This window comes from Vreelandella mediterranea (assembly GCF_970647075.1).
The window spans coordinates 2,881,015-2,902,229 of record NZ_OZ310198.1 but is presented as its reverse complement, the minus strand read 5'-3'; the positions used below and the strand labels follow the sequence as shown (position 1 = coordinate 2,902,229).

The following is a 21,215-nucleotide window of genomic DNA, read 5'->3' as shown; positions in this document are numbered from 1 at the left end:
TTGGTTACGCCAAACGCTTTTCCAGCCTGGCATAAAAAAAGCCATCGTGACTGCTTTGTTGCGAAAAGAGCTGGCGGCCGTGGCCGCTCGTCTCGCCCCAGGCCACGTCCGACGGGGTGGTGGCCCGCGCATCCGGGGTGCGGCTGATGAACGCCTCGATTTGTTGGGCGTTCTCCTGGGGCAGCACCGAGCAGGTCGCGTACAAAAGCGTGCCGCCCGGGCGCAAAAGGCCCCACAGGTTATCCAAAAGCGAGGCCTGGAGCTTGGCCAGTTGGCCAATATCGCTTTGACGGCGCAGCTTTTTGATATCCGGGTGGCGGCGAATCACGCCGGTGCCCGAACAGGGCGCATCGAGTAAAATAGCATCGAAGTGCGTGCCGCTCCACCAGTCGCGCTCGGCGGCGTCGGCATGGCGCAAATCGGCGCTGAGCTTGAGCCGGCTGAGCGTATCGTCGACCCGGGCCAGGCGCTGGTTATCCATGTCGATAGCGGTCAGCGCGATATCGAACTGCTCGAGCAGGTGGGCGGTTTTGCCGCCGGGGGCGGCGCAGGCATCGAGCACCTGGGCGCCGGGGCGGGGCGCAAGCGCCGGGCCCAGAAGTGCCGCACTCAACTGGGCCGCCTCGTCCTGAACACTGACCCAGCCCTCCTTGAAGCCTGGCAGTATCGAGACGTCGCAGGGCGTTTCCAGCGTGATGCCGTCCGGGGCGTGGGCGCACAGGTGCGCGTCGAGCCCTTGATCGACCAGCTTGCCAAGGTACGCCTCGCGGTCGAGCTGGCGCTGATTGACGCGCAGGGTCATGGGGCCGGGGTGGTTATTGGCCTCTACCACTTCGCGCCACTGCTCGGGCCAGGCCTCGCGCAGCACTTTCAAAAGCCAGGGCGGGTGTTCCAGCGCCACGCTTTCGTCGCGGTCCACCTCGGCTTGCAGTGCCTCGCTTTCGCGCTGAAGCCGGCGCAGGCAGCCGTTCAATACCCGGGTGGCCCACTCTTTTTTCAAAAGCCGCGCCGCGCCGGCGGTTTCACCCACCGCGGCGTGGGCGGGAATACGCATGTACAAAAGCTGGTAGATGCCGATCAATAACAGCGCGTGAATATCCTGATCGCGCTTTTTGAACGGCTGCTTGAGCAGTTTCGCGGCCAGCGCTTCAAGGCGCGGCAGGCGGCGGCAACTGCCAAAGCAGAGCTCTTTCAAAAGGCCCCGGTCCCGGGCGATCACGCTGTGCTCGTCAAGGCCGGCCAGCGACCCTTGTTCGTTGAGGACTGGCGTCAGCGCGCGCGCGGCGGCGGCGCGCACCTCCTGGCCACTGCCTTCCTGGGGGCGCTTGGCGCTCATGAGTTCTCTCCGTGATGCGTCTGTTCGATCGTTGGCGTGCCCAGCTGGCTGCCCGGGGCAAGCCGGGGCTGTGGGGCGTTGAGTAGTGCGCTGACCGGCAGCATTTTGGCGCCGGGGAGCTGCACGTGGCTAACGCACAGCACCTGGTGGCCGTGCTCGCCGCAGGCGATGCGCAGATGATCGTCGCCGTGGGCCAGCAGCGTGCCCGGGGCGGATGAATGCGGGGCCGGGCCTTCGGCGCGGGCCATGTAAAGGCGCAGGCGCTCATCGCCCAGCGCGCACCAGGCGACCGGCCAGGGGTTGAAGGCGCGGATTTTGCGCGCCAGCACATCGGCGCTTTGTGTGAAGTCGAGCTCGGCTTCCGCCTTGCTCAACTTGGCCGCGTAGGTGACGCCCTCCAGCGGCTGGGGCGTGGCCGTGGCGCTCGCCTGGCGCAAAGCGTTGAGCGTTTCGATCAGCGCCCTGGCGCCGTCCTCGGCGAGCTGGTCGTGAAGCGCCCCGCCGGTGGTGTGCTCTGTGATCGGCGTGCGTATTTCACTGAGCATCGCGCCGGTGTCCAGGCCTGCATCCATCTGCATGATGGTTACGCCGGAGGCCGCGTCGCCGGCTTCGATGGCGCGCTGAATGGGCGCGGCGCCGCGCCAGCGGGGCAGCAGCGAGGCGTGAACGTTGATACAGCCAAGACGCGGGGTGTCGAGGACGGCCTGGGGGAGCAAAAGCCCGTAGGCCACGACCACCATGATATCGGCCTCGAGGGCGGCGAGCTCGGCCTGGGCGGCGGGGCCTTTCAGGCTCATCGGCTGATAGACCGGCAGTTCATGCTCGAGGGCCAGACGCTTGACCGGGCCAGGGGTAAGCTTTCGCCCACGCCCAGCGGGCCGGTCGGGCTGCGTATAAACGCCTACCACCTGGTGGCCGCTTTCGAGCAGGGCGGCAAGGTGTGATTCGGCAAAATCCGGGGTGCCTGCAAAGACGACGCGCAGTGGGGGCATGGGTCTACCTGTTCGGGCTTTTTTCAGAAAATAGCGAGAGGGGCGTAAAAGCCGCCCGGTGGGCGGCTTTTTGATCGCTTAGGCGTCCTGCAGCTTGTGGCGCTTTTGCATCTTTTTCATGATGCGGTCGCGCTTCAACGCCGAGAGGTAGTCGACGAAAAGTACCCCTTCAAGGTGGTCGTACTCGTGCTGGATACAGTGGGCGAGCAGGCCATCGGCTTCGAGCTCGTAGGCCTCGCCGTTGCGATCCTGGGCATTGAGTTTGACCTTGAGAAAACGCGGTACCTCGGCGTAGTGCTCGGGGATCGACAAACACCCTTCGGAGAGCGGCTCTTGCTCTTCGCCGATCGGCTCGTAGCGCGGGTTGATCAACACCAGCGGCGCGTCACCGTTTTCAGAGACGTCCATCACCACCACGCGCTGGTGAACGTCGACCTGGGTGGCGGCAAGCCCGATGCCGCGCGCGTCGTACATGGTTTCCAGCATATCGTCGACGAGCTGGCGGACGCTGTCATCAACGGTCTCAACCGGTTTCGCCTTGGTTCTCAGGCGCTCATCGGGAAATTCGAGAATGGGACGTGTAGCCATGGCGTTACTATCACCGTTATTCAATCTGTGGTTTCAAAACAGGGGCTAGAATAGAGGTTAAAAACCGCGACAGGTTCCGGCGGCGGGTCAATGACCGCGCTTGAAAGTCGCCCGCGCCCCTGCCTCAATTGGGTTAGCGCGTCTATGTGTTTTACTATAGGCCACTATATCATGCTGGCGGTATTTCTGGGCATGCGCGCAGGCGTGTCTTCTACCGCTCTCACCCCTTTCAGGGAATCGCCATGGCCGTTAAAAAATCCCTTCGTTATAGCGCCTTCGTCGCGCTTTTGCTGGGGGGCTCGCTTGCCGCCAGTGCCGCAATGGCTTGGGAGCGTATCCGCGACGACGCTCCCGAGCGCTACACCGTCGTACAGGGCGACACGCTTTGGGATATCTCGGCGCGCTTTCTACGTGCCCCTTGGCAGTGGCCCACGCTTTGGCAGGCCAATCCGCAGATTCGAAACCCTCATCGTATCTACCCAGGCGATACCCTCGTGCTTGGCGACTGCGCCGGCGCCCCTTGTTTTGATTTCGAGCCCGGGCGCCCAGTGGTGAAGCTTTCGCCCCAGGTGCGCCGGGTCGAGCCCCGCGAGGCCGTAACGGCGCTGCCCCGCGAGGTGGTCGATGTATTTTTACGCCAGCACCGCGTTCAACAGGCCAATGAGCCGCTTCGCGAGCTTGGCTACGTGGTGGGCGGCGAGAACGAGCGCTTCATCAGCGGCGCCGGCGACACGCTTTACGTGCGCGGCGAGCTCCCAGCGGACACGCGCATGGGTTTTTATCGCCCCGGCGAGCCCTACTTGTCTGGCGAGGGCGAAACCCTGGGGCGCGAGCTCGTCTATATCGGCGAAGCGCAACGGGCCAGCCAGCAGGGCGAGATCGCAAGCGTCAAAGTGCTGAGCGCCCAGCAGGAGGTGCGCAACAACGATATCCTGCTCACGCTGGACGATACCTTCGAGGCGGATTTTCAGCCGCGCGCGCCGCTCAATGACGTGGCCGGGCACATTATCGCCGCCCCCGGCGGGGTGCGTTTTATCGGCAGGCTGCAAATCGTGGCGCTGGACCTGGGGACCGAGGACGGCCTACAGCCGGGCCACGTACTGCGCGTGGACCAGCAGGGCGAGCTCATCAACGACCCGCGCACCGGGGAGCTTTTTCAACTGCCCAATACGCAAAGCGGGCTGGTCATGGTATTCAAGCCCTATAACCGCATGAGCTATGCGCTGGTCATGCAGGCGTCCAACGTATTGGCGATAGGCGACGAGGTGCGCTCACCCAGTCGCCCGAATTAAAAAAAACCGGTCGTCAGGATTAACAAAAGGGGGCGGGAATGGATACGAACGCATGGCTGGCCGTGGAAGCGCTACCGGGGATGGGCGCCCATCGCATCAAGGCGCTGGCCCAACGCCAGCCCAGCTGGCCCCAGGGGTGGCTTGCCGCGCTGCCGGGCCCGGCGGCAAGTGCGCTAAGGCTCTGGCTCGATCATCCATCTAAAAGCCCGCTGCAGGCGCGGGTGAACGCCACGCTCGACTGGCTCGCCGGTGGGCCGCGGCGCCACGTGCTTCATCCGGGCCATCCCCACTGGCCTGCTTTACTCGATGAGCTACCCGACCCGCCGCCGGTGCTTTGGGCGCTGGGCGATCTCGACGCGCTCAAAGGGCCGGGTATCGCCATGGTCGGTACCCGCAAGCCGACCGGCGAAGGCGCCCGAAACGCTCGGCACTTCGCCCGGGAACTGGCCCGGCGCGGCTGGTGCGTGGTGAGCGGCATGGCGCTGGGCGTAGACGGGCTGGCCCAGCAAGCCGCCCTCGACGAAGGGGGCGCCACCGTGGCGGTGCTGGGCGGTGGCGTGGATATCATCTATCCGGCGAGCCACCGCGCGCTTTATGAGCAGCTAAGCCAAACCCCCGGCGCTTTGGTGCTGGCCGAGCACCCGCCCGGCACCAAAGCGCGGCCCGCTTTTTTCCCGCGGCGCAATCGTATCGTCACCGGGCTTTCGCTGGGCACGCTGGTGGTCGAGGCCACCGAGAAAAGCGGTAGCCTGGTGAGTGCAAGGCTTGCCCTGGAGCAGGGCCGCGAGCTCTTCGCCGTGCCGGGCTCGATTCATAACGTCCAGGCCCAGGGCAGTCTGGCGCTTTTAAAAAGCGGCGCGACCCTGGCGCGCCACGTCGACGATATGCTCGATGAGCTTGGCCACTGGGCGCCGGCGTACATGCCCGCAGCCCAGACGCCGGCACAACCCCCAACCGAATCTTTGCCGGCCATGAGTCACTCGGCTGAAAGCCCGCCGCCGGATGCGCTGCTTGCCGCGCTTTCGTCGGCCCCGACCCCCATCGACCTGCTGGTGCAACATACCGCGCAAAGCGTGGGCGAATGCCAGCAGCGCCTTTTGATGCTGGAGCTCGATGGCCTTGTGGCCCAGCAGGCGGGCGGCTGGGTGCGCCTTGGCTAGGCCGTGGTAGGATAAACCCACGTTGGCTGGCTACGCCGAATACTCAAAGGAGGCCTTGATGACATCGACGGTGGAACTTCAACGCGCGACCCAGGCGCTTCGCGAAGGCGGCGTCGTCGCGTGCCCGACCGAGGCGGTGTGGGGGCTTGGCTGCGACCCGGACAACGAGCAGGCGCTCACCCACTTGATGCGCATGAAAGAGCGCGACCCGGCCAAGGGCGTCATTTTGGTGGCGGCCAGCATCGAGCAGTTCGGCCCCTGGCTTGCCGGGCTTCCGCTTGCGCTGCACGCCCCGCTTGCGGCGAGCTGGCCCGGCCCCAATACCTGGCTTGTGCCGGACAACGGGCGCAGCCACGCTTTGGTGCGCGGTGCCCACCAAAGCGTGGCGCTGCGCGTCACCAATCATCCTGGTTTGAAAGCGCTGTGCGACGCCTTTGGCGGGCCGCTGGTGTCCACCTCGGCCAACCGCGCGGGCGAGCCACCGGCCATGACCGAGCAAGAGGTGCAGACGCTGTTTGGCACGGAGCTTGGTGCCATCCTGCCCGGCGAGCTGGGCGCCCAGGCGCGCCCCAGCACTATTCGCGACCTGGCCTCCGGCAAGGTGCTGCGCTTTTGATATGAGCACCTTTCTGATGGACGCTATGGTAGCGCGGCTGGGCGCGGCGCGGGCCGGCCAGGCGCCGGGACCTTTTCCCCAGGACGGTCTGGTGCGCAACATCCACGGCGACTTCACGCCGATGATGTGCGGCGGCATCAGCGCGCTTTTACTCCAGATGCTGCACCCGCTGGCGCTGGCCGGCGTGTGGGACCACTCCAACTTTCGCCACGACATGGTGGGCCGGCTGCGGCGTACCAGCGACTTTATCGCCACCACCAGTTTCGGTACGTTCGAGCAGGCCGAAGAGGCAATTGCTCGGGTGCGCCGGGTGCATGCCCATGTACGCGGCCAGGCCGCCGACGGCCGCCCGTACGCCGCCGATGACCCGGACCTGCTCACCTGGGTGCACGTTGCGGAAATGAGCCGCTTCATGGCCGGTCACCTGCTGTATCGTAACCCGAACCTGAGCGCGGCCGATCAGGACCGCTACTTTTTCGAAACCGCCTGCATCGCCGAGGCGCTGGGGGCGCGCGACGTGCCCGACAGTAAGGCGGCGGTCGAGACGTACCTCGAAGCCAAACGAAGCGAGCTGGTCTTCGACGAGCGCACCCGCGATGTAGTCAAGGTGCTGCTGGCCGCGCCGCCGCGGCATCTGATATTGCGCCCGGGCGGGGCGCTTTTTATGCGCGCGGGGATCGATCTTCTGCCCGAGTGGGCCGCGCGCCAGCTCGAGCTCGATATGCCGAAACTTCAGCGCCGGCTCGTTCGCGCTAGCATCAAAGGCGCGATGCCCCTGATCAGCCGCGCGGTGCGAAGCGGTGCCTACCGCCGGGCGCTGACGCGGTTTCAGGGCCGCACCTGAGCCATTTGATTGCCCCTTCACCCCTTGCGCCTTACCGCTTACCATAAGCGTCTACCCTTTCAGGCACGGCTTTGGAGATACTGTGGCCCACGAGCACCTTGACGACGTTAAAACGTACCTGATGAACCTGCAGGACCGGCTCTGCGAAGGTCTTGCCGAGGCCGATGGCCGCGGCACGTTCAGAGAAGAGAGCTGGGAGCGGGAAGCCGGCGGCGGCGGGCGCTCGCGGGTGATCGAAAACGGCGCGATTTTCGAAAAGGGCGGAGTCAACTACTCCCACGTGTTTGGTGAAACGCTGCCGCCTTCGGCGACCGCCTCGCGCCCGGAGTTGGCCGGGCGCAGCTTCCACGCGGTGGGGGTGTCCTGGGTGCTGCATCCGGAGAACCCGCATGTGCCCACAAGCCACGGCAACGTGCGCTTTTTCATCGCCGAAAAAGAGGGCGAGGCACCGGTTTGGTGGTTTGGCGGCGGCATCGATCTCACCCCGTACTACCCGGTGTTCGAAGACGTGGTGCACTGGCACCAGGTGGCCAAAAACGCCTGCGCGCCCTTTGGCGATGAGGTTTATCCCCGCTACAAGGCGTGGTGCGACGAGTATTTCTACCTCAAGCATCGCGATGAAACCCGCGGGGTGGGAGGGCTCTTCTTCGACGACCTGAACGCGCCGGATTTCGAGCACGCCTTCGCCTTTCAGCGCGCCGTGGGCGATAGCTTTTTAGAGGCTTACCTGCCGATTATCGAGCGTCGCCGTGACACGCCCTGGGGCGAGCGCGAGCGCGAATTCCAGCTCTATCGGCGTGGGCGCTACGTGGAGTTCAACCTGGTGTGGGACCGGGGGACGCTGTTTGGTTTGCAAAGCGGCGGGCGCACCGAGTCCATCTTGATGTCGATGCCGCCGCTGGCCCGCTGGGAGTATGGCTATACCCCAGGTGCTGGCAGCCCCGAGGCGCACCTGGACGACTACCTGACCCCGCGCGATTGGCTGACCGAGGCCGAGAACCTGGGAGTGAGCCCGTGAGCGATCACTACTGTGTGCTCGGTAACCCGGTCAAACACTCCAAATCACCGATGATTCATCAGGCCTTCGCCGAGCAAACCGGTCAGGCCCTGCGCTACACCGCCGAGCTTGCCCCGCTCGACGGTTTCACCGCCGCCTGGCAGCAGTTCTGCCACCAGGGTGGGTATGGTGCCAACGTGACCGTGCCGTTCAAACAGGATGCCTTTGCGCTGTGCGATACGCTCAGCCTGCGCGCTCGGCGCGCCGGTGCGGTGAATACCCTGATCAATGGCCAAAACGGCCGCGTCTATGGCGACAATACCGACGGCGTTGGCCTGCTGCGGGATCTAAAGGCCCAAGGGGTGGCGCTGCGCGATGCGCGCATTCTGGTGCTGGGCGCCGGTGGCGCGGTGCGCGGCGTGCTCGAGCCGCTGTTGAGCGAAGGCCCGCAGGAAATCGTGGTCGCCAACCGCACGGCCGACAAGGCCGAAGCGCTGGGCCGGGATTTCGCGGATTTAGGCAAGACAAGCGGGGGCGGGTATCACGCGCTTTTCGGCACGTTCGATCTGGTGATCAACGGCACCAGCGCAAGCCTGGCCGGCGATTTACCGCCGTTACCAGACGGGCTGTTCAACCCGGGGGGTTACGCCTACGACATGATGTACGGGGCAGAGCCTACGGTATTCATGCAGTGGGCTGATACACGCGGTGCCACCACGGTAGACGGCCTGGGCATGCTGGTCGAGCAGGCCGCAGAGGCGTTTTTCCTCTGGCGCAACGTGCGCCCGGATACCGCGTCGGTGCGCGAGATGCTTAGGCAATCGCTTGCCGGCTGAACGCGGCGCGCCCTGGGCACGCCGCGATAGGGACTACGGGCGCGAGCAGTTCGGCGTGCGGCCCTGGCTTCTGGCCTGCTCATAGGTGGCCATGGCCTGGCCCATGCCGGACTGGAGCCCACTGATACGTTGATCCTGACTTGGGTGGGTCGACATCCAGGCCGGCGGCGCGCCGCCGCTGGAGGCCGCCTGCATGTTTTCCCAAAGGGTGACGCTTTCCCGCGGGTCGAACCCAGCCTGGGCCATCAGGTCCTGGCCGATGATGTCCGCTTCGCTTTCATGACGGCGGGAGAAGGGCAGCGCGATGCCGTACTCGGCGCCCATACCCAGCACGCCCATCAGTTGCTGGCCGCCCGCGGACTGCATGCCCGAGGTGCTCGAAATCATCGAAAGGCCTAGCGAGGTCGCGCTCTTGGTCGAGGCGCGCTCGTTGGCGTGGTTGGCCAGCACGTGGCCGATCTCGTGACCCACGACCGAGGCGAGCTGGTCCTGGCTTGTGGCCAAATCGAGCATGCCGGTATTCACGCCCATGTAGCCGCCGGGCAGCGCGAAGGCGTTGGGCTGCTCCGATTCGAACACGCGCACCTGCCAGTCCGAATTACGCTGTTCGCTGGGCAGCACATCGACGATGGCGTTAGTGATGCACTGTACGTAGCGAAGGCTTGCCTGATCCCCCATGGGCACATCCTGCTGGTACTGAGCGAAGGCCTGCTGGCCCATCTGATTGAGCTCGGCATCCGAGAGCAGCAGAAGCTGCGAGCGGCCGGTCGGCGAGGTGCTACAGGCCGCAAGTGAAGCGCACAAAGCCGTAACGGCGAAAGGGCGAAGCCAACGCATGAAAGATTCCTTGTGGGTAAATGGTATGAACGGTTCGATGACGGTAGTTTTATCATAACGTATTGGGAGGGCAAGTATGGATGACGAATTAACCAGGCGCCTTACACGCCTTTTAGAGCGCGCCGAGCACTGGCTGCCTCCGGCGCCGGCACCGGTGGACTGGTCCACTCAAAGCGCCGCTTTGTGGCAGCGCCATCCGCTGGGTGGGCGGCTGGTGCCGGTACCGCCACGCGATACCACGACGCTGGATGATTTGCTCGGCATCGAGCGGCAAAAAAAGGCGCTCCTCGATAACACCCGGGCGTTTTTGAAGGGCTTGCCCGCCAATCACGCGCTTTTGTGGGGCTCTCGGGGGAGCGGCAAATCGTCGATCGTTCGCGCGCTGATCAATACGCTGGCGGCGGACGGCCTGCGCCTGATCCAGGTCGACCGCTATGACCTGGCAAGCCTGCCGCAGCTGGTCGAGGAGCTTCGTCACGTTCCGCACCGCTTCGTGGTCTACTGCGACGACCTTTCCTTCGAGGGCAACGACGACGCCTACAAGGCGCTCAAAAGCGTGCTGGACGGCGCGCTGACCGGCCCGCCGGAGAACGTGCTGATCTACGCGACTTCCAACCGTCGCCACCTGCTGCCGGAATCGATGGCGGATAACCAAAGCTCGCAGCTGGTGGGGGAAGAGCTTCACCACGGCGACGCCGTCGAAGAGAAAATCTCGCTTTCGGATCGCTTTGGCTTGTGGCTTGGGTTTCATCCTTTCAACCAGGCGACCTACCTGGACGTCTGCGCTCACTGGGTCGTAAAGCTGGGCGGCGAAGACGCCTGGAACGACGCCGCCCGCGAAGAGGCGGTTCGTTTCGCCACGCTGCGCGGCGGGCGCAGCGGGCGCGCCGCCTGGCAGTTTGCCGCCCACTGGGTCGGGCGCCTGGGGCTTTAACGTACCGGTGTGAGCTGGCCGTCCTGGCCCACGTTCAGGCGAATGGTCGGCGTAAACAGCCCCGATGGCAGGGTCATGCCAAGCCCGCGCAGGTTCCCCGGCGTAATCGCCAGCTCGCTGCCCGCGGGGAGCGAGCCGTGGGAGGCCAACTGCTGCGCCAGGTTGAGCATCGGGCGAAGACGCTGCGGGTCGGTGGCCAGCACGTCGAAGGACACCGGCAGGCGCAAATTCGCCCCGTCCCCCGGCGTTAGCGAGACCTCCTCGGCGTAGCGCCCGGAGACCGGATCCGCACCGGGCATATCCAGCGTCCAGTTGAACCCCGACATATTGACCGCCGGCATTCCCGCCGGCAGGCCAAGCCCCAGCGCCATGGTTGCCTGAATCGGCAAACTACCCGAGCCCAGGCTGGACGCGATCAGGCTCGATAAGTTAGTAGTGTCGAACCCCGCGTTCAGATCATAAGGCCCCACCTTGACGTTCTCGACACCCAAGGACGTGACCGCCAAGCGAAAAGCAAAAAGGCTGGTTTGAGGAAGCGCCAGACAGCCGGTGAGTAGGCTTGCCAGGCTTAGAAGCGTTAGCCAGCGCCAACGGCGCGCGAGATGAGCCATGAGTCCCTCCTGTGAAGGGCGAAAGGTGGTAGGGCCAGCAATGAAAAGCCAGGCCATTTGAGGTAGAGCGGTGATGTTTGTCAACTGGTTTATCACATGGCCCCTAAGCGGGCGAACGCAACCCATCCAGTAAGGGCGGCTAACGCCGCCATCGCCGAATGAATTCAGCTCCTACGGTGGGCTCGAGCGGAGGGGGTGGTAGGGCAGGCTTCAGCCAGCGATGCAGCGCAACGCGCTGCAGTGGTGGGCGGCCACCATAAAAAAACGCCCGCTGAATAGCTCAGCAGGCGTTTTTAGAGAAGCGTCAGGCTCGTATTAGCGGCGTTTCTGGCGTGCTTCCTTGGTGCGGTCCAGCTCGCGCTTTTTGGCTTTTTCCTTGTCGCTGGCGCCGGCCATGTGATCATAGGGGTTGTCGCCGGAGCGGAACTCGAAACGCATGGGCGTGCCGCGGACTTTCAACACCTTGCGGAAGGTGTTGGTCAGGTAGCGCCGGTAGGCTTCGGGCAAGGAGCTTGTCTGGTTGCCGTGGACCACGATGATCGGCGGGTTGCTGCCGCCCTGGTGGGCCATGCGCAGCTTGATACGCCGGCCGTTGATCATGGGCGGCGGATGCTGGCTGGTGGCATCTTGCAAGAGCGTGGTCAGGCGGTTGGTCGACCAGTGGGCGTTGGCCGCCTCGAAAGCGCGCTCGATGGACGGGTAGAGATCCCCCACCGCGGTGCCGTGTAGTGCAGAGATAAAGTGCATCTCGGCGTAGTCGGCAAAGCCCAGGCGGCGCTTGATCTGGCTGCGCATCTTCTCTTTGGCGTCGCTCTCCAGGCCGTCCCACTTGTTGACCGCAAGCACCAGCGCCCGGCCGGTGGTCAGCACGTAGTCCAGCAGGTGCAGGTCTTGCTCGACCAGGCCGCTGCGCGCATCCAGCACCATCACCGCTACGTGGCACTCCTTGATGGCATCGAGGGTCTTGATGATCGAGAACTTCTCGGCGATCTCGCTGACGTTCTTGCGCCGCCTGACCCCTGCGGTATCCACCAGCACGAACGGCTTGCCGCGGCGCTCGAAGGGGATCTCGATGGCATCGCGGGTGGTGCCGGCTTCGTCGAACACCACCACCCGGTCTTCGCCGAGCAGACGGTTGACCAGGGTGGATTTCCCCACGTTGGGCCGGCCGATCACGCCGATACGAATACCCTTGCTGCCGGTATCCGCCGGAATGCTTTCGTCGCGGGCGGGGAAGGGCTCGAGCACGGTGTCCATCAAAAGCGACACGTTGCGCCCGTGGGCGGCGGCGATCGGCCATGGATCGCCAAGGCCCAGACCCCAAAAATCCCCCATCGCCGAGTGCTCTTCGAGCCCGTCGGTTTTATTGACCACCAGCCAGGTTTTCTTCTGGTTGACGCGCAGGTGGTTGGCGATCGCCTCGTCGGCGACGTTCAGCCCCGAGCGGCCATCGACCAGAAACAGCACGATATCGGCTTCGTCGATCGCGGCCAGGGACTGCTCGGCCATGGCCGCGTCGATGCCTTCCTCGTCCCCGCTAATGCCGCCGGTGTCGATGACCGTGTAGGTCTTGTTACCCAGCAGGCCGTTGCCGTATTTACGATCGCGCGTCAGGCCGGGGAAATCGGCCACGAGAGCATCGCGCGAGCGTGTCAGGCGGTTAAACAGCGTCGATTTGCCCACATTGGGCCGACCGACTAGAGCGATGACGGGTGTCATGGAGTGAGTTCCAACGTTTGCAGCCGGCCATTGTTGGCCTGTACATGAATGGTGCTGCCTTCGGTGACCGGGCGCAGGGTGATGCCCGACTTGTGCACCCGGGTACGGCCGACGATGTTGCCTTCGCGGGCATCGATGAGATGCACGTAGCCTTCGAAGTCACCCACGACCAGGCGACCATCGGCAAAGGCGGGGGCGGTCAGCCAGCGATCTTCCAGGTCGTCGTTGCGCCAGATTTCCTGGCCGCTGTTGGCATCCAGCGCCACGACCTGACTGTCGTCGGTGACGACGAACAGCGTATTGCCGACGAGTACCGGCGTGTGGCGGCTAGAGAGGCTGGTCTCCCAAAGCGTGCCGCCCTGGGTCGCCTCGAGGGCCACGACACGGCCGTTATAGCTGGTGACGAACAGGCGTCCGTCCTGGCTTAGGACCGGCTGGCCGGCAAGATCCACCAGGCGCTCGACTTCGCTGCGCCCGCGGGGCGTGGCGATCTGCATGTCCCAAAGCGGCTGGCCACTGCGGTTATCCAGCGTAGCCAGGCGGCCGTTGGCCAGGCCCACGAACGTAACCGGGTCGATTACCATCGGTGTGCCGGTACCCCGCAGCGTAAGCGCGGGTTGGGAGCTGGTGTAGACCCAGCGCTCCTGGCCGGTTTGGCGGTCAAGCGCGGTAATTTGGCCGTCGACGCTTTGCACGACCAGCAGCTGCTGATTGGCCTGGGGCGCGGCGAGCACTTCGCTGGAGACCCGCGAGCGCCAGTTGATGCTGCCATCAGACTGGTCGATCGCGATCACTTCGCCGTTACGCGTAGCAAGATATAGCTGGCCGGCAATGGCGTTCAGTGCACTGGAAAGCGGCGTGTCGAGCTCGATACGCCATTGGCGGTTGCCATTATTGGCGTTGAACGCCATGACCACGCCCTGGGCGTCGGCGGCGAAAACGGTGTTGCCTTCGCGAGTGGGCTCGATGGGGTAGCGAGCGCGCCCCAGGCCGTCGCCGACGCTTTGCCGCCACACGTTCTCCACGTTCGTGGTTTCGTTGAAGCTGGTGAGCTCCTTCGGCGTGAAAGCGGGTTCGCTCTTGCTGGCGCAGCCGGCAAGCATTACCAGCGCTGCCGCGCCTAGCGTGGCGCGCAGAAGCGCTTTATTGAATAACGGTTTGGAAAGGCTGATCGTCATCAGGAGGTCGCCTCCTCGGCGCCAAGGTCGTCTAGCTTAAACTGAATGCCGTAAAGCGACTGGTTCTGACCATCTGCGGCCAGCGCCTCTTGCCAGGCCGTGCGGGCGTTATCGGTATCGTCAAGGGCTGCATAGGCGTCGCCGCGGGCGTCAAGGCGCTGCGCGGCCAACGAGTCGGCCATCGGCTCGTCCAGCAGCGACAGCGCCCGGTCCGGGTTGCCCTGGGCGATTTCCACCCGGGCCAGACGCAGCCGGGCCAGGCTTTTCACGTAATCCCGCGAGGCGTTGTCCGCCACGCGCTCGAGCGCTTCCCGGGCGCCGTCCAGGTCGTTCTGGTCGACGGCCAGGCGCGCTTCGATCAAAAGCGCAAGCTCGGCGTAGAGCGTGCCACCGTGGTCATCGTTGATCTCGTCGACCAGACTACGGGCGGTTTCGAACTGCTCGGTGCTCTGCTCCGGCGCGTTGCTGATGGTCATCAACTGCTGGTAGCGCACGGAGGCCGCCGCCGCCTGGCCTTCCTGGTAGTTCTGCCAGGCATGCCAGCCGAATACCCCGGCCGCCGCGATCACAGCGCCGGCGAGCAGCGAGGTGCCGTTCTCTTTCCACCAGCGCTTGATGACATCAAGCTGTTCTTCTTCGCTTCTCAGCTCCGCCACGGGCGGCCTCCTTGTTCTGGCATAGTGGGTAGGCCGGTTTGGCCCACCGGGCCTTGCGGCCCTTGAATGGTCAAGCGCTTAGCGGGCGATGAGTGCGTCGAGCGTGTCGACCAGCGCGCTCTGCTCGAGGGTTTGCTGCTCGCGCTCTTCGCGCAGGAACTTGAGTGTGACCGTTTGATTGGCCACTTCGTCTTCGCCCAGCAACAGCGCCACGCGGGCGGCGCTTTTATCGGCCTTTTTCATGCGGCTTTTGAAACTGCCGCCACCGCAGTGAAGTTGCAGGCCAAGGCCCGGCAGCTCATTGCGTAGCCGCTCGGCTAGCGTCAGTGCGGCGGTGGTGGTGCTATCGTCCATCGCCAGCAGGTAGACATCGCACCCGCCCAGGGCTTGTGCGGGGACCAAATCGAGCGTTTCCAGCAGCAAAATCAGCCGCTCGATGCCCATGGCAAACCCCACCGCCGGGGTGGGCTTGCCGCCCAACTGCTCGACCAGGCCATCGTAGCGCCCGCCGGCACACACGGTGCCCTGGCTTCCCAGTGCGGTGGTGGTCCACTCGAATACCGTGCGTGAGTAGTAGTCCAGCCCGCGCACCAGGCGCGGGTTGACCACATACTTGATACCCGCGGCTTCCAATAGCGCCGTCAACTGCTCGAAGTGCTCGAGCGACTCTTTGTCCAGGTGATCCATCAGCTGCGGCGCGCCGTCGAGCATGTCCGCCATTGCCGGGTTCTTGGAATCCAGAATACGCAGCGGGTTGCTTTCCAGGCGCCGTTTGGAGTCCTCGTCGAGAACGTCCTGATGCTCGTTGAAGTAGGCGACGAGCTTGTCACGGTAGGCCGCACGGGCGTCGAGCGAGCCCAGCGAGTTGAGCTCCAGCGTCACGTGCTCGCTTAGGCCTAGTTCCTGCCAAAGGCGCGCCGAGAGTAAAATCACCTCGGCGTCGATATCCGGGCCTTCGAAGCCGTAGGCTTCTACGCCGACCTGGTGGAACTGGCGGTAGCGGCCCTTTTGCGGGCGCTCGTGGCGAAACATCGGGCCCTGGTACCAGAGCCGCTGGGTCTGGTTGTAGAGCAGGCCGTGTTCCATGGCGGCGCGCACGCAGCTGGCGGTGCCTTCCGGGCGCAGCGTGAGGCTGTCGCCGTTTCGGTCCTCGAAGGTGTACATCTCTTTTTCGACGATGTCGGTCACTTCACCGATCGAACGGGCGAACAGCGCGGTTTGCTCGACGATCGGCATGCGGATTTCGTCGAAGGCGTAGCGCTGCATCAGGTTGCGCACCTTCGCCTCAAAAAATTGCCAGCGAGGGCTCTCGCTGGGCAATAGATCGTTCATACCACGAATGGCTTGAATCTTTTTAGCACCGGACTTGCTCAATGAGGACTCCTTATAAGCACGGGCAGCCTCTTGCGGGGCTGCCCGTCTTTTACGGCGTTACACGCTACGCGTGATGACGTCGTCTTGTTGCTGCTGTTTGAGACGGACTTTTTCGCGGATCATCGCTTCCAGGTCGTCGACCAGGTGGTCGTTGCGTAGTTTGCTGGCCGGTTTACCGTCGATATAGACCAAATTGGCCGGTGAGCCGCCGGTCAGACCGATATCGGTCTCTTTGGCTTCGCCGGGTCCGTTGACCACGCAGCCGATCACCGAGACGTTGAGCGGCGTCATTACGTCTTCCAGGCGCTCTTCGAGCTGGTTCATGGTGTCGATGACGTCGAAGTTCTGGCGCGAGCAGCTGGGGCAGGCGATGAAGTTGATCCCCTTGGCGCGCAGCTTCAAGCTCTTGAGCATGTCGAAACCGACCTTGATCTCCTCGACCGGGTCGGCGGCCAGCGACACGCGAATGGTATCGCCGATGCCATCCATCAACAGCATCCCAAGGCCGATCGACGATTTTACCGTGCCCGAGCGCAGCCCGCCGGCTTCGGTAATCCCCAAGTGCAGGGGCTGTTCGATGCGGCTGGCCAAGTCCCGGTAGGCGGCCACCGCCATGAACACGTCCGAGGCCTTGACGCTGACCTTGAAATCGTGGAAATCGAGCCGGTCGAGGTAATCGATGTGGCGCATGGCGGATTCCACCAGCGCTTCCGGGGTCGGCTCGCCGTACTTCTTCTGCAGGTCTTTCTCGAGCGAGCCCGCGTTGACGCCGATACGAATCGGAATACCGTTATCCCGGGCGGCGTTGACCACTGCCTTGACGCGATCTTCCCGGCCAATGTTGCCTGGGTTGATGCGCAGACAGTCCACCCCCAGCTCGGCGACGCGCAGGGCGATCTTGTAGTCGAAGTGGATGTCCGCCACCAGCGGCACGTCGACACGTTGCTTGATGCGGCCAAAGGCTTCGGCGGCGTCCATGTCCGGCACCGAGACGCGGACTATATCCGCGCCGGCGTTTTCCAACTGCTGGATCTGGCCGACGGTGGCGTCCACGTCAAGGGTGTCGGTATTGGTCATGCTCTGCACCGCAATCGGTGCATCGCCGCCTACCGGAACCTTGCCAACGTGGATCTGGCGGGACACTCGGCGTTTGATTGGAGAAGGGGCGTGCATAAGACGGATCACTCTCCTAGAGTAAATCGGGCAACGTTATTGGCACCGGCGCGCTGGCCAAGATCGACACTCTCGCCCAGGTAGATCAATTCCACGCCGGTGGCGTTACCGATGGTGAGTCGAAAAGGCGGTTCGCCTTCAACTGTAGCCGTGGTGCCCGGAGTTTGCAGGCCCACGAAAACGCGCTGATTGGTGGCATCGAAAATTTCGGTCCAGGACTGCTCGTTAAAGGTCAGTGCCATCGTCCTGGCGTCTGTCTGGGCCTGCTCTTCGCCGCCCTCGGCTTGCGTTGCGGCAATCGTCTGGGCCGATGCGATCGCAGCCTCGGACGGCTGCACCGGCTCGGGCTCGCTGACCGGTGCTTGCTCGGCGCTTTCTTCGTCTGCGCCGTTCTGGGCATCGCTTGGCGCGGGGGAGGAGACCGGCGTGTCAGGAAGGTCCGCGGCCGCGTCGTTTTCCGGCGTGGCGAACTGGCTCTCTTCTTCGGACGAGGGCGTGGCGCCCATGCTCGGCGGCTCGCTGCCGCCACGGCTTTGCCACCACATCACCGTCACGCCGATCAGCCCGGCAATCACTAATAGCGTCACCAGCTTGAAAAGCCAGGCGCCGGCCCGCGACGGGGGCCGCGAGGTCGTCACTGGCGTCACCTTGCGCTCGGCATCGGCGGTGCCAAAGCGTGCCTGATACGCCTCCAGCACGACCCGCTCATCCATCCCCAGGTATTTGGCGTAGGCCCGCAGGTAGCCGCGCCGGTAGGTGACCACGGGGATCTCATCGTAGTGGTCGCGCTCGAGCCCTTCGACCACGGCGGGGCGTAAATTCAGCGCCAGGGCGGCGTCCGTGAGCGGTACGCCAAGCTGTTCACGCTGGCTGCTGAGCAGCTCGCCGGGAGAGGCGGTTGAGGTCGTCGTATTCTCGTTTAAATGTGTGTCGCTCATGGCTGAGCATCCTTCAATAATTAGGTGATCAGGGCGCTGCGCCGTCCAGTGACCGACGCTGATAATCCGCGGCAGCTTGTTCATCGCCGCGGGCGCGGGCAATCGTGGCGGCCAGCGTTAGCGCCTGTGGGTCGGGGCCGGCCAACTGCAGGTAACTTTGCAGTGGCGCCCAGGCGCGCTCAAAATTGCCCTGAGAAGCTTCCAATTCGGCTAACATTAAATACCCGCGCGGACTCCGCGGGTCGATACTTTGGGCACGCGCGAACCGCTCGCGGGCGCGGTTGATATGGTTCAACGCTACGTAGCACTGCCCTAAATTGGTAAAAAGCTGGGCGCGGTTGGCGTACTGAGCGTCCTGGGAGGCGATCTCCAATTGCTCGCAGGCCTCGTTGAAACGGGCCTGCTGGTATAAAAATGCCGCGTAGTTGTTACGCGCGCGGGTAAAAGAGGGCGCCGCCTCGACGGCCTGTTGGAAATAGCGCTGGGCCAACGCGTTCTCGCCCTGTTGCTGATAGACCAGCGCCATGCCTTGAAGTGCCTCGGCGTTTTGCGGGTCGGCCTCTAGGGCGCGGTCGAGGGCGTTAAGCGCGCGGGGAAGGTTGCCGCGCTCGAGGTAGGCAATGCCGAGTTCACTGTAGGCGGTGGCAGCGTCCTGACCGGTGCGCTGCGAGGAAGGCGTGCTGGTCGTCGCGCACCCGGCGAGCATCAGGCTACCCAGTAGCACGGGCAGTATCGATACTCTAAAGGGGGTCGCGCGCCTACCGTCAATCATGTACGCCCTCGTGGGTGAATGTTAAACCGCTACCTGCTCGACGCCGGTCTGTGTCGGGTGACGGCCTTTATCAAACGTCGATGTTAACCAAACGCCGATGTTTATCAAACGCCGATGTTTATCAGACCATTATGCCAGGTCGAAACAGGGTCCATCAAAGCGCTGTGCCGGATGGAAGTCAAGGCGCGTTAGTCAGCGTCGAGCTGTACCGACTGAATATGGCGCGCACTACGCTTGGTACGGTCCTTCACACGCCCCACGAGCTGCCCGCAGGCGGCGTCGATATCGTCGCCGCGCGTCATGCGCACGGTGGCGTTGTAACCCAAGTCGTAAAGCCACTGCTGAAAGCGCATGACCTGATTGCGCGAGGGCTTCTCGTAGCCGGAGTTGGGAAACGGGTTGAACGGAATCAAATTGATCTTGCAGGCAAGTTCCTTGAGCAGATCGGCGAGCTGCTCGGCGTGCTCCTGCTGGTCGTTGACATCCTTGATCAGGGTGTACTCGATCGTCACCTGCCGGTTTTCCGGGCACTTGGCCAGGTAGCGGTGGCAGGCATCCAGAAGCGCGCGGATGTTGTACTTGCGGTTGATCGGCACCAGCTCGTTTCTGAGCTCGTCATTGGCGGCGTGCAGCGAGATCGCCAGGCTTACGTCGATCTCGTCGCCGAGCTTATCGAGCATGGGCACCACGCCGGAGGTGGAGAGCGTCACCCGGCGCTTGGAGAGGCCGTAACCGCTGTCGTCGAGCATCAGCTTCATGGCTGGCACGACGTTGTCGAAATTCAGAAGCGGCTCACCCATACCCATCATGACCACGTTGGTCACCGGGCGGTTGGCCGTGTCGCGGCGCGGGCCGACGCTGCGTTGCGCGACCCACACCTGGCCGATGATCTCGGCGGCGGTCAGGTTACGCTGAAAGCCCTGCTTACCCGTGGAGCAGAAACTGCAGTCCAGCGAGCACCCCACCTGGGAGGAGACGCAGAGCGTACGGCGCTTGCCGTTTTCCGCCGGGATCAGCACCGTTTCCACGTAGCTGCCATCTTCCACCTCGAGCACCCACTTGCGAGTGCCATCCGTCGAGGTGCCTTCATACACCACCGCCGGCCCGCGAACTTCCGCCACCTGGGCGAGCTTTTCGCGCAGCGCTTTGGAAAGGTTGGTCATCGCGGCAAAATCGTCGACGCCCTCCTGGTGAATCCACTTCATCATCTGGGCGGCGCGGAATTTTTTCTCGCCAATCGAGAGAAAGAAAGCTTCCATCTGCGCGCGGGAAAGCCCCAGCAGATTTTGCAGCGCCGGTGTGGCGGATGCATCAGAGGAGGGTTTGGAGGCGACGGTCGCATCCGGCGTATGTTGGGCTACGGTGGTGGTCATGGCTCAGCGCTTGGAAAGGGCGGGGGCGAACCCCCGCAAAAATGGCCAGCAACGCGTGTGAAACGCCAGTGCGTGATTAGCGCGGGCAGATTTCGTCGTTGCCGAAGAAGTAAGAGATTTCGCGCTCGGCGCTTTCAGCGGAGTCGGAACCGTGAACGGCGTTGGCGTCGATGGTTTCAGCGAAGTCGGCGCGGATAGTGCCCGCTTCAGCTTCTTTCGGGTTGGTCGCACCCATCAGGTCGCGGTTTTTGGCAACGGCGCCTTCGCCTTCCAGTACTTGAACGACGACCGGGCCAGAGGTCATGAAGCCGACCAGATCTTTAAAGAAGGGGCGCTCTTTGTGCTCGGCGTAGAAACCGCCCGCTTTCTCTTCGGAAAGATGGAGCATCTTGGCGGCAACGACGCGCAGACCGGCGCTTTCAAAACGCGCGATGATGTCGCCAATCGCGTTTTTTGCAACGGCATCGGGCTTGATGATGGAAAGAGTGCGTTCGGTCGCCATGGTGTAGCTCCTTAGAGGGTATATAACAGAAAGTGCCGCTTCATCATGAAGCGGCGCAAAAATCTAGTGGCAGGCGCCAAGCGCCATACCAAGTGGGCGCGATTATAGCGCCTCCCAGCGGGGATGAATACCGGTTCGGCTAAACGGTGAAGCTCTCGCCGCAGCCGCACTCATCCTTGACGTTGGGGTTATTGAAGCGAAAGTAGCGGTTGAGGCCTTCGCTGACGTAATCGACTTCGCTGCCGTCGAGCATTTCCAGTGCCTGCGGGTCGACATAGACGCTGGCGCCATGCTCTTCAAAGCGCACTTCGTCGTCTTTCGCTTCGTCGGCGAAGTCCAGTACGTAGCTATAGCCCGAGCAACCGCTTGGTTTGACGGCGACGCGAAGCCCCAGGCCCTGACCGCGCTCATCGAGCACGTGACGGATCTGTTTAGCGGCGTCCTGAGTAATCGTTAGTGTTGCCATTGGCATGCTCCTTGAACGTTT

At 63.7% G+C, this 21,215-nt stretch carries 22 protein-coding genes; 7 read left to right on the top strand and 15 right to left on the bottom strand.

What is annotated here, in order from left to right; genetic code table 11:
• Window positions 1–4 precede the first annotated feature (4 nt).
• From rsmB to def, 3 genes are all read right to left on the bottom strand, one after another.
• Window positions 5–1,336 (bottom strand): 16S rRNA (cytosine(967)-C(5))-methyltransferase RsmB, encoded by a 1,332-nt coding sequence (rsmB, locus tag ACWFVE_RS13285; RefSeq protein WP_447529742.1) that lies wholly within the window; start codon window positions 1,334–1,336, stop codon window positions 5–7.
• Window positions 1,333–2,328: a methionyl-tRNA formyltransferase gene (gene fmt / locus ACWFVE_RS13280; RefSeq protein ID WP_447529741.1), complete on the bottom strand. Its 996-nt coding sequence runs from the start codon at window positions 2,326–2,328 to the stop codon at window positions 1,333–1,335. The genes rsmB and fmt overlap by 4 nt, the downstream gene beginning before the upstream one ends.
• Before the next feature lie 78 nt (window positions 2,329–2,406).
• Entirely contained in the window at window positions 2,407–2,916 is a 510-nt protein-coding gene (gene def / locus ACWFVE_RS13275) for a peptide deformylase (RefSeq protein WP_447529740.1), read from the bottom strand.
• A 242-nt stretch (window positions 2,917–3,158) separates the two neighbouring features.
• Here def and ACWFVE_RS13270 point away from each other — a divergent pair, with 242 nt between their 5' ends.
• From ACWFVE_RS13270 to aroE, 6 genes are all read left to right on the top strand, one after another.
• Entirely contained in the window at window positions 3,159–4,208 is a 1,050-nt protein-coding gene (locus ACWFVE_RS13270) for a LysM peptidoglycan-binding domain-containing protein (RefSeq protein ID WP_447529739.1), read from the top strand.
• A gap of 38 nt (window positions 4,209–4,246) precedes the next feature.
• On the top strand, window positions 4,247–5,368 hold the full coding sequence (dprA, locus tag ACWFVE_RS13265; protein ID WP_447529738.1) for a DNA-processing protein DprA: 1,122 nt from the start codon (window positions 4,247–4,249) through the stop codon (window positions 5,366–5,368).
• Window positions 5,369–5,426: 58 nt separating this feature from the next.
• The gene (locus tag ACWFVE_RS13260) at window positions 5,427–5,984 is read left to right on the top strand and encodes an L-threonylcarbamoyladenylate synthase (RefSeq protein WP_447529737.1); all 558 of its coding nucleotides are present in this window, start codon (window positions 5,427–5,429) and stop codon (window positions 5,982–5,984) included.
• Between the two features lies 1 nt (window position 5,985).
• On the top strand, window positions 5,986–6,828 hold the full coding sequence (locus ACWFVE_RS13255) for an oxygenase MpaB family protein (protein ID WP_447529736.1): 843 nt from the start codon (window positions 5,986–5,988) through the stop codon (window positions 6,826–6,828).
• Window positions 6,829–6,910: 82 nt separating this feature from the next.
• Complete coding sequence (gene hemF, locus ACWFVE_RS13250) at window positions 6,911–7,846, top strand: oxygen-dependent coproporphyrinogen oxidase (protein ID WP_447529735.1); 936 nt, start codon at window positions 6,911–6,913, stop codon at window positions 7,844–7,846.
• The gene (aroE, locus tag ACWFVE_RS13245; protein ID WP_447529734.1) at window positions 7,843–8,661 is read left to right on the top strand and encodes a shikimate dehydrogenase; all 819 of its coding nucleotides are present in this window, start codon (window positions 7,843–7,845) and stop codon (window positions 8,659–8,661) included. The genes hemF and aroE overlap by 4 nt, the downstream gene beginning before the upstream one ends.
• A gap of 33 nt (window positions 8,662–8,694) precedes the next feature.
• On the opposite strand, the gene ACWFVE_RS13240 is transcribed toward aroE, so the two are convergent.
• A complete protein-coding gene (locus tag ACWFVE_RS13240) occupies window positions 8,695–9,498 on the bottom strand; it encodes a M48 family metallopeptidase (RefSeq protein ID WP_447529733.1) in 804 nt (267 codons plus the stop codon).
• A 76-nt stretch (window positions 9,499–9,574) separates the two neighbouring features.
• On the opposite strand from ACWFVE_RS13240, the gene ACWFVE_RS13235 reads away from it, so the two are divergent.
• The gene (locus ACWFVE_RS13235; RefSeq protein WP_447529732.1) at window positions 9,575–10,432 is read left to right on the top strand and encodes an ATP-binding protein; all 858 of its coding nucleotides are present in this window, start codon (window positions 9,575–9,577) and stop codon (window positions 10,430–10,432) included.
• On the opposite strand, the gene ACWFVE_RS13230 is transcribed toward ACWFVE_RS13235, so the two are convergent.
• The 11 genes from ACWFVE_RS13230 to ACWFVE_RS13180 all read right to left on the bottom strand — a co-directional run bounded on the left by ACWFVE_RS13230 (window position 10,429) and on the right by ACWFVE_RS13180 (window position 21,194).
• Window positions 10,429–11,043 carry a hypothetical protein gene (locus tag ACWFVE_RS13230; RefSeq protein ID WP_447529731.1) on the bottom strand — a complete coding sequence of 205 codons (615 nt, stop codon included), beginning with the start codon at window positions 11,041–11,043 and terminating at the stop codon, window positions 10,429–10,431. The two genes, ACWFVE_RS13235 and ACWFVE_RS13230, sit on opposite strands and share 4 nt — an antisense overlap.
• 315 nt (window positions 11,044–11,358) lie before the next feature.
• Window positions 11,359–12,762, bottom strand: coding sequence for a ribosome biogenesis GTPase Der (gene der / locus ACWFVE_RS13225; RefSeq protein WP_447529730.1), 1,404 nt, complete (start codon window positions 12,760–12,762; stop codon window positions 11,359–11,361).
• Window positions 12,759–13,940, bottom strand: coding sequence for an outer membrane protein assembly factor BamB (gene bamB / locus ACWFVE_RS13220; RefSeq protein ID WP_447529729.1), 1,182 nt, complete (start codon window positions 13,938–13,940; stop codon window positions 12,759–12,761). The genes der and bamB overlap by 4 nt, the downstream gene beginning before the upstream one ends.
• On the bottom strand, window positions 13,940–14,596 hold the full coding sequence (locus ACWFVE_RS13215; RefSeq protein WP_447529728.1) for a YfgM family protein: 657 nt from the start codon (window positions 14,594–14,596) through the stop codon (window positions 13,940–13,942). The genes bamB and ACWFVE_RS13215 overlap by 1 nt, the downstream gene beginning before the upstream one ends.
• A gap of 78 nt (window positions 14,597–14,674) precedes the next feature.
• Window positions 14,675–15,970 carry a histidine--tRNA ligase gene (gene hisS, locus ACWFVE_RS13210; RefSeq protein ID WP_447529727.1) on the bottom strand — a complete coding sequence of 432 codons (1,296 nt, stop codon included), beginning with the start codon at window positions 15,968–15,970 and terminating at the stop codon, window positions 14,675–14,677.
• 57 nt (window positions 15,971–16,027) lie between these two features.
• Window positions 16,028–17,143, bottom strand: a complete 1,116-nt coding sequence (gene ispG, locus ACWFVE_RS13205; RefSeq protein WP_447529726.1) for a flavodoxin-dependent (E)-4-hydroxy-3-methylbut-2-enyl-diphosphate synthase — start codon at window positions 17,141–17,143, stop codon at window positions 16,028–16,030.
• A gap of 8 nt (window positions 17,144–17,151) precedes the next feature.
• Window positions 17,152–18,081: a RodZ domain-containing protein gene (locus ACWFVE_RS13200; RefSeq protein WP_447529725.1), complete on the bottom strand. Its 930-nt coding sequence runs from the start codon at window positions 18,079–18,081 to the stop codon at window positions 17,152–17,154.
• 28 nt (window positions 18,082–18,109) lie between these two features.
• The gene (pilW, locus tag ACWFVE_RS13195) at window positions 18,110–18,853 is read right to left on the bottom strand and encodes a type IV pilus biogenesis/stability protein PilW (protein ID WP_447529724.1); all 744 of its coding nucleotides are present in this window, start codon (window positions 18,851–18,853) and stop codon (window positions 18,110–18,112) included.
• A gap of 188 nt (window positions 18,854–19,041) precedes the next feature.
• Window positions 19,042–20,226 (bottom strand): 23S rRNA (adenine(2503)-C(2))-methyltransferase RlmN, encoded by a 1,185-nt coding sequence (rlmN, locus tag ACWFVE_RS13190; RefSeq protein ID WP_447529723.1) that lies wholly within the window; start codon window positions 20,224–20,226, stop codon window positions 19,042–19,044.
• Window positions 20,227–20,302: 76 nt separating this feature from the next.
• Complete coding sequence (ndk, locus tag ACWFVE_RS13185; protein ID WP_447529722.1) at window positions 20,303–20,728, bottom strand: nucleoside-diphosphate kinase; 426 nt, start codon at window positions 20,726–20,728, stop codon at window positions 20,303–20,305.
• Between the two features lie 139 nt (window positions 20,729–20,867).
• Complete coding sequence (locus ACWFVE_RS13180) at window positions 20,868–21,194, bottom strand: HesB/IscA family protein (RefSeq protein ID WP_447529721.1); 327 nt, start codon at window positions 21,192–21,194, stop codon at window positions 20,868–20,870.
• Window positions 21,195–21,215 lie beyond the last annotated feature (21 nt).

What these genes read in the sequence shown, in the direction of transcription:
- ACWFVE_RS13230 (WP_447529731.1), bottom strand. Translation starts at nt 11,043, where the DNA reads ATGGCTCATCTCGCGCGCCGTTGGCGCTGGCTAACGCTTCTAAGCCTG.
- fmt (WP_447529741.1), bottom strand. Translation starts at nt 2,328, where the DNA reads ATGCCCCCACTGCGCGTCGTCTTTGCAGGCACCCCGGATTTTGCCGAA.
- ACWFVE_RS13255 (WP_447529736.1), top strand. Translation starts at nt 5,986, where the DNA reads ATGAGCACCTTTCTGATGGACGCTATGGTAGCGCGGCTGGGCGCGGCG.
- ndk (WP_447529722.1), bottom strand. Translation starts at nt 20,728, where the DNA reads ATGGCGACCGAACGCACTCTTTCCATCATCAAGCCCGATGCCGTTGCA.
- ACWFVE_RS13200 (WP_447529725.1), bottom strand. Translation starts at nt 18,081, where the DNA reads ATGAGCGACACACATTTAAACGAGAATACGACGACCTCAACCGCCTCT.
- ispG (WP_447529726.1), bottom strand. Translation starts at nt 17,143, where the DNA reads ATGCACGCCCCTTCTCCAATCAAACGCCGAGTGTCCCGCCAGATCCAC.
- dprA (WP_447529738.1), top strand. Translation starts at nt 4,247, where the DNA reads ATGGATACGAACGCATGGCTGGCCGTGGAAGCGCTACCGGGGATGGGC.
- rsmB (WP_447529742.1), bottom strand. Translation starts at nt 1,336, where the DNA reads ATGAGCGCCAAGCGCCCCCAGGAAGGCAGTGGCCAGGAGGTGCGCGCC.
- bamB (WP_447529729.1), bottom strand. Translation starts at nt 13,940, where the DNA reads ATGACGATCAGCCTTTCCAAACCGTTATTCAATAAAGCGCTTCTGCGC.
- ACWFVE_RS13240 (WP_447529733.1), bottom strand. Translation starts at nt 9,498, where the DNA reads ATGCGTTGGCTTCGCCCTTTCGCCGTTACGGCTTTGTGCGCTTCACTT.
- ACWFVE_RS13270 (WP_447529739.1), top strand. Translation starts at nt 3,159, where the DNA reads ATGGCCGTTAAAAAATCCCTTCGTTATAGCGCCTTCGTCGCGCTTTTG.
- ACWFVE_RS13180 (WP_447529721.1), bottom strand. Translation starts at nt 21,194, where the DNA reads ATGGCAACACTAACGATTACTCAGGACGCCGCTAAACAGATCCGTCAC.
- ACWFVE_RS13235 (WP_447529732.1), top strand. Translation starts at nt 9,575, where the DNA reads ATGGATGACGAATTAACCAGGCGCCTTACACGCCTTTTAGAGCGCGCC.
- der (WP_447529730.1), bottom strand. Translation starts at nt 12,762, where the DNA reads ATGACACCCGTCATCGCTCTAGTCGGTCGGCCCAATGTGGGCAAATCG.
- pilW (WP_447529724.1), bottom strand. Translation starts at nt 18,853, where the DNA reads ATGATTGACGGTAGGCGCGCGACCCCCTTTAGAGTATCGATACTGCCC.
- rlmN (WP_447529723.1), bottom strand. Translation starts at nt 20,226, where the DNA reads ATGACCACCACCGTAGCCCAACATACGCCGGATGCGACCGTCGCCTCC.
- def (WP_447529740.1), bottom strand. Translation starts at nt 2,916, where the DNA reads ATGGCTACACGTCCCATTCTCGAATTTCCCGATGAGCGCCTGAGAACC.
- ACWFVE_RS13260 (WP_447529737.1), top strand. Translation starts at nt 5,427, where the DNA reads ATGACATCGACGGTGGAACTTCAACGCGCGACCCAGGCGCTTCGCGAA.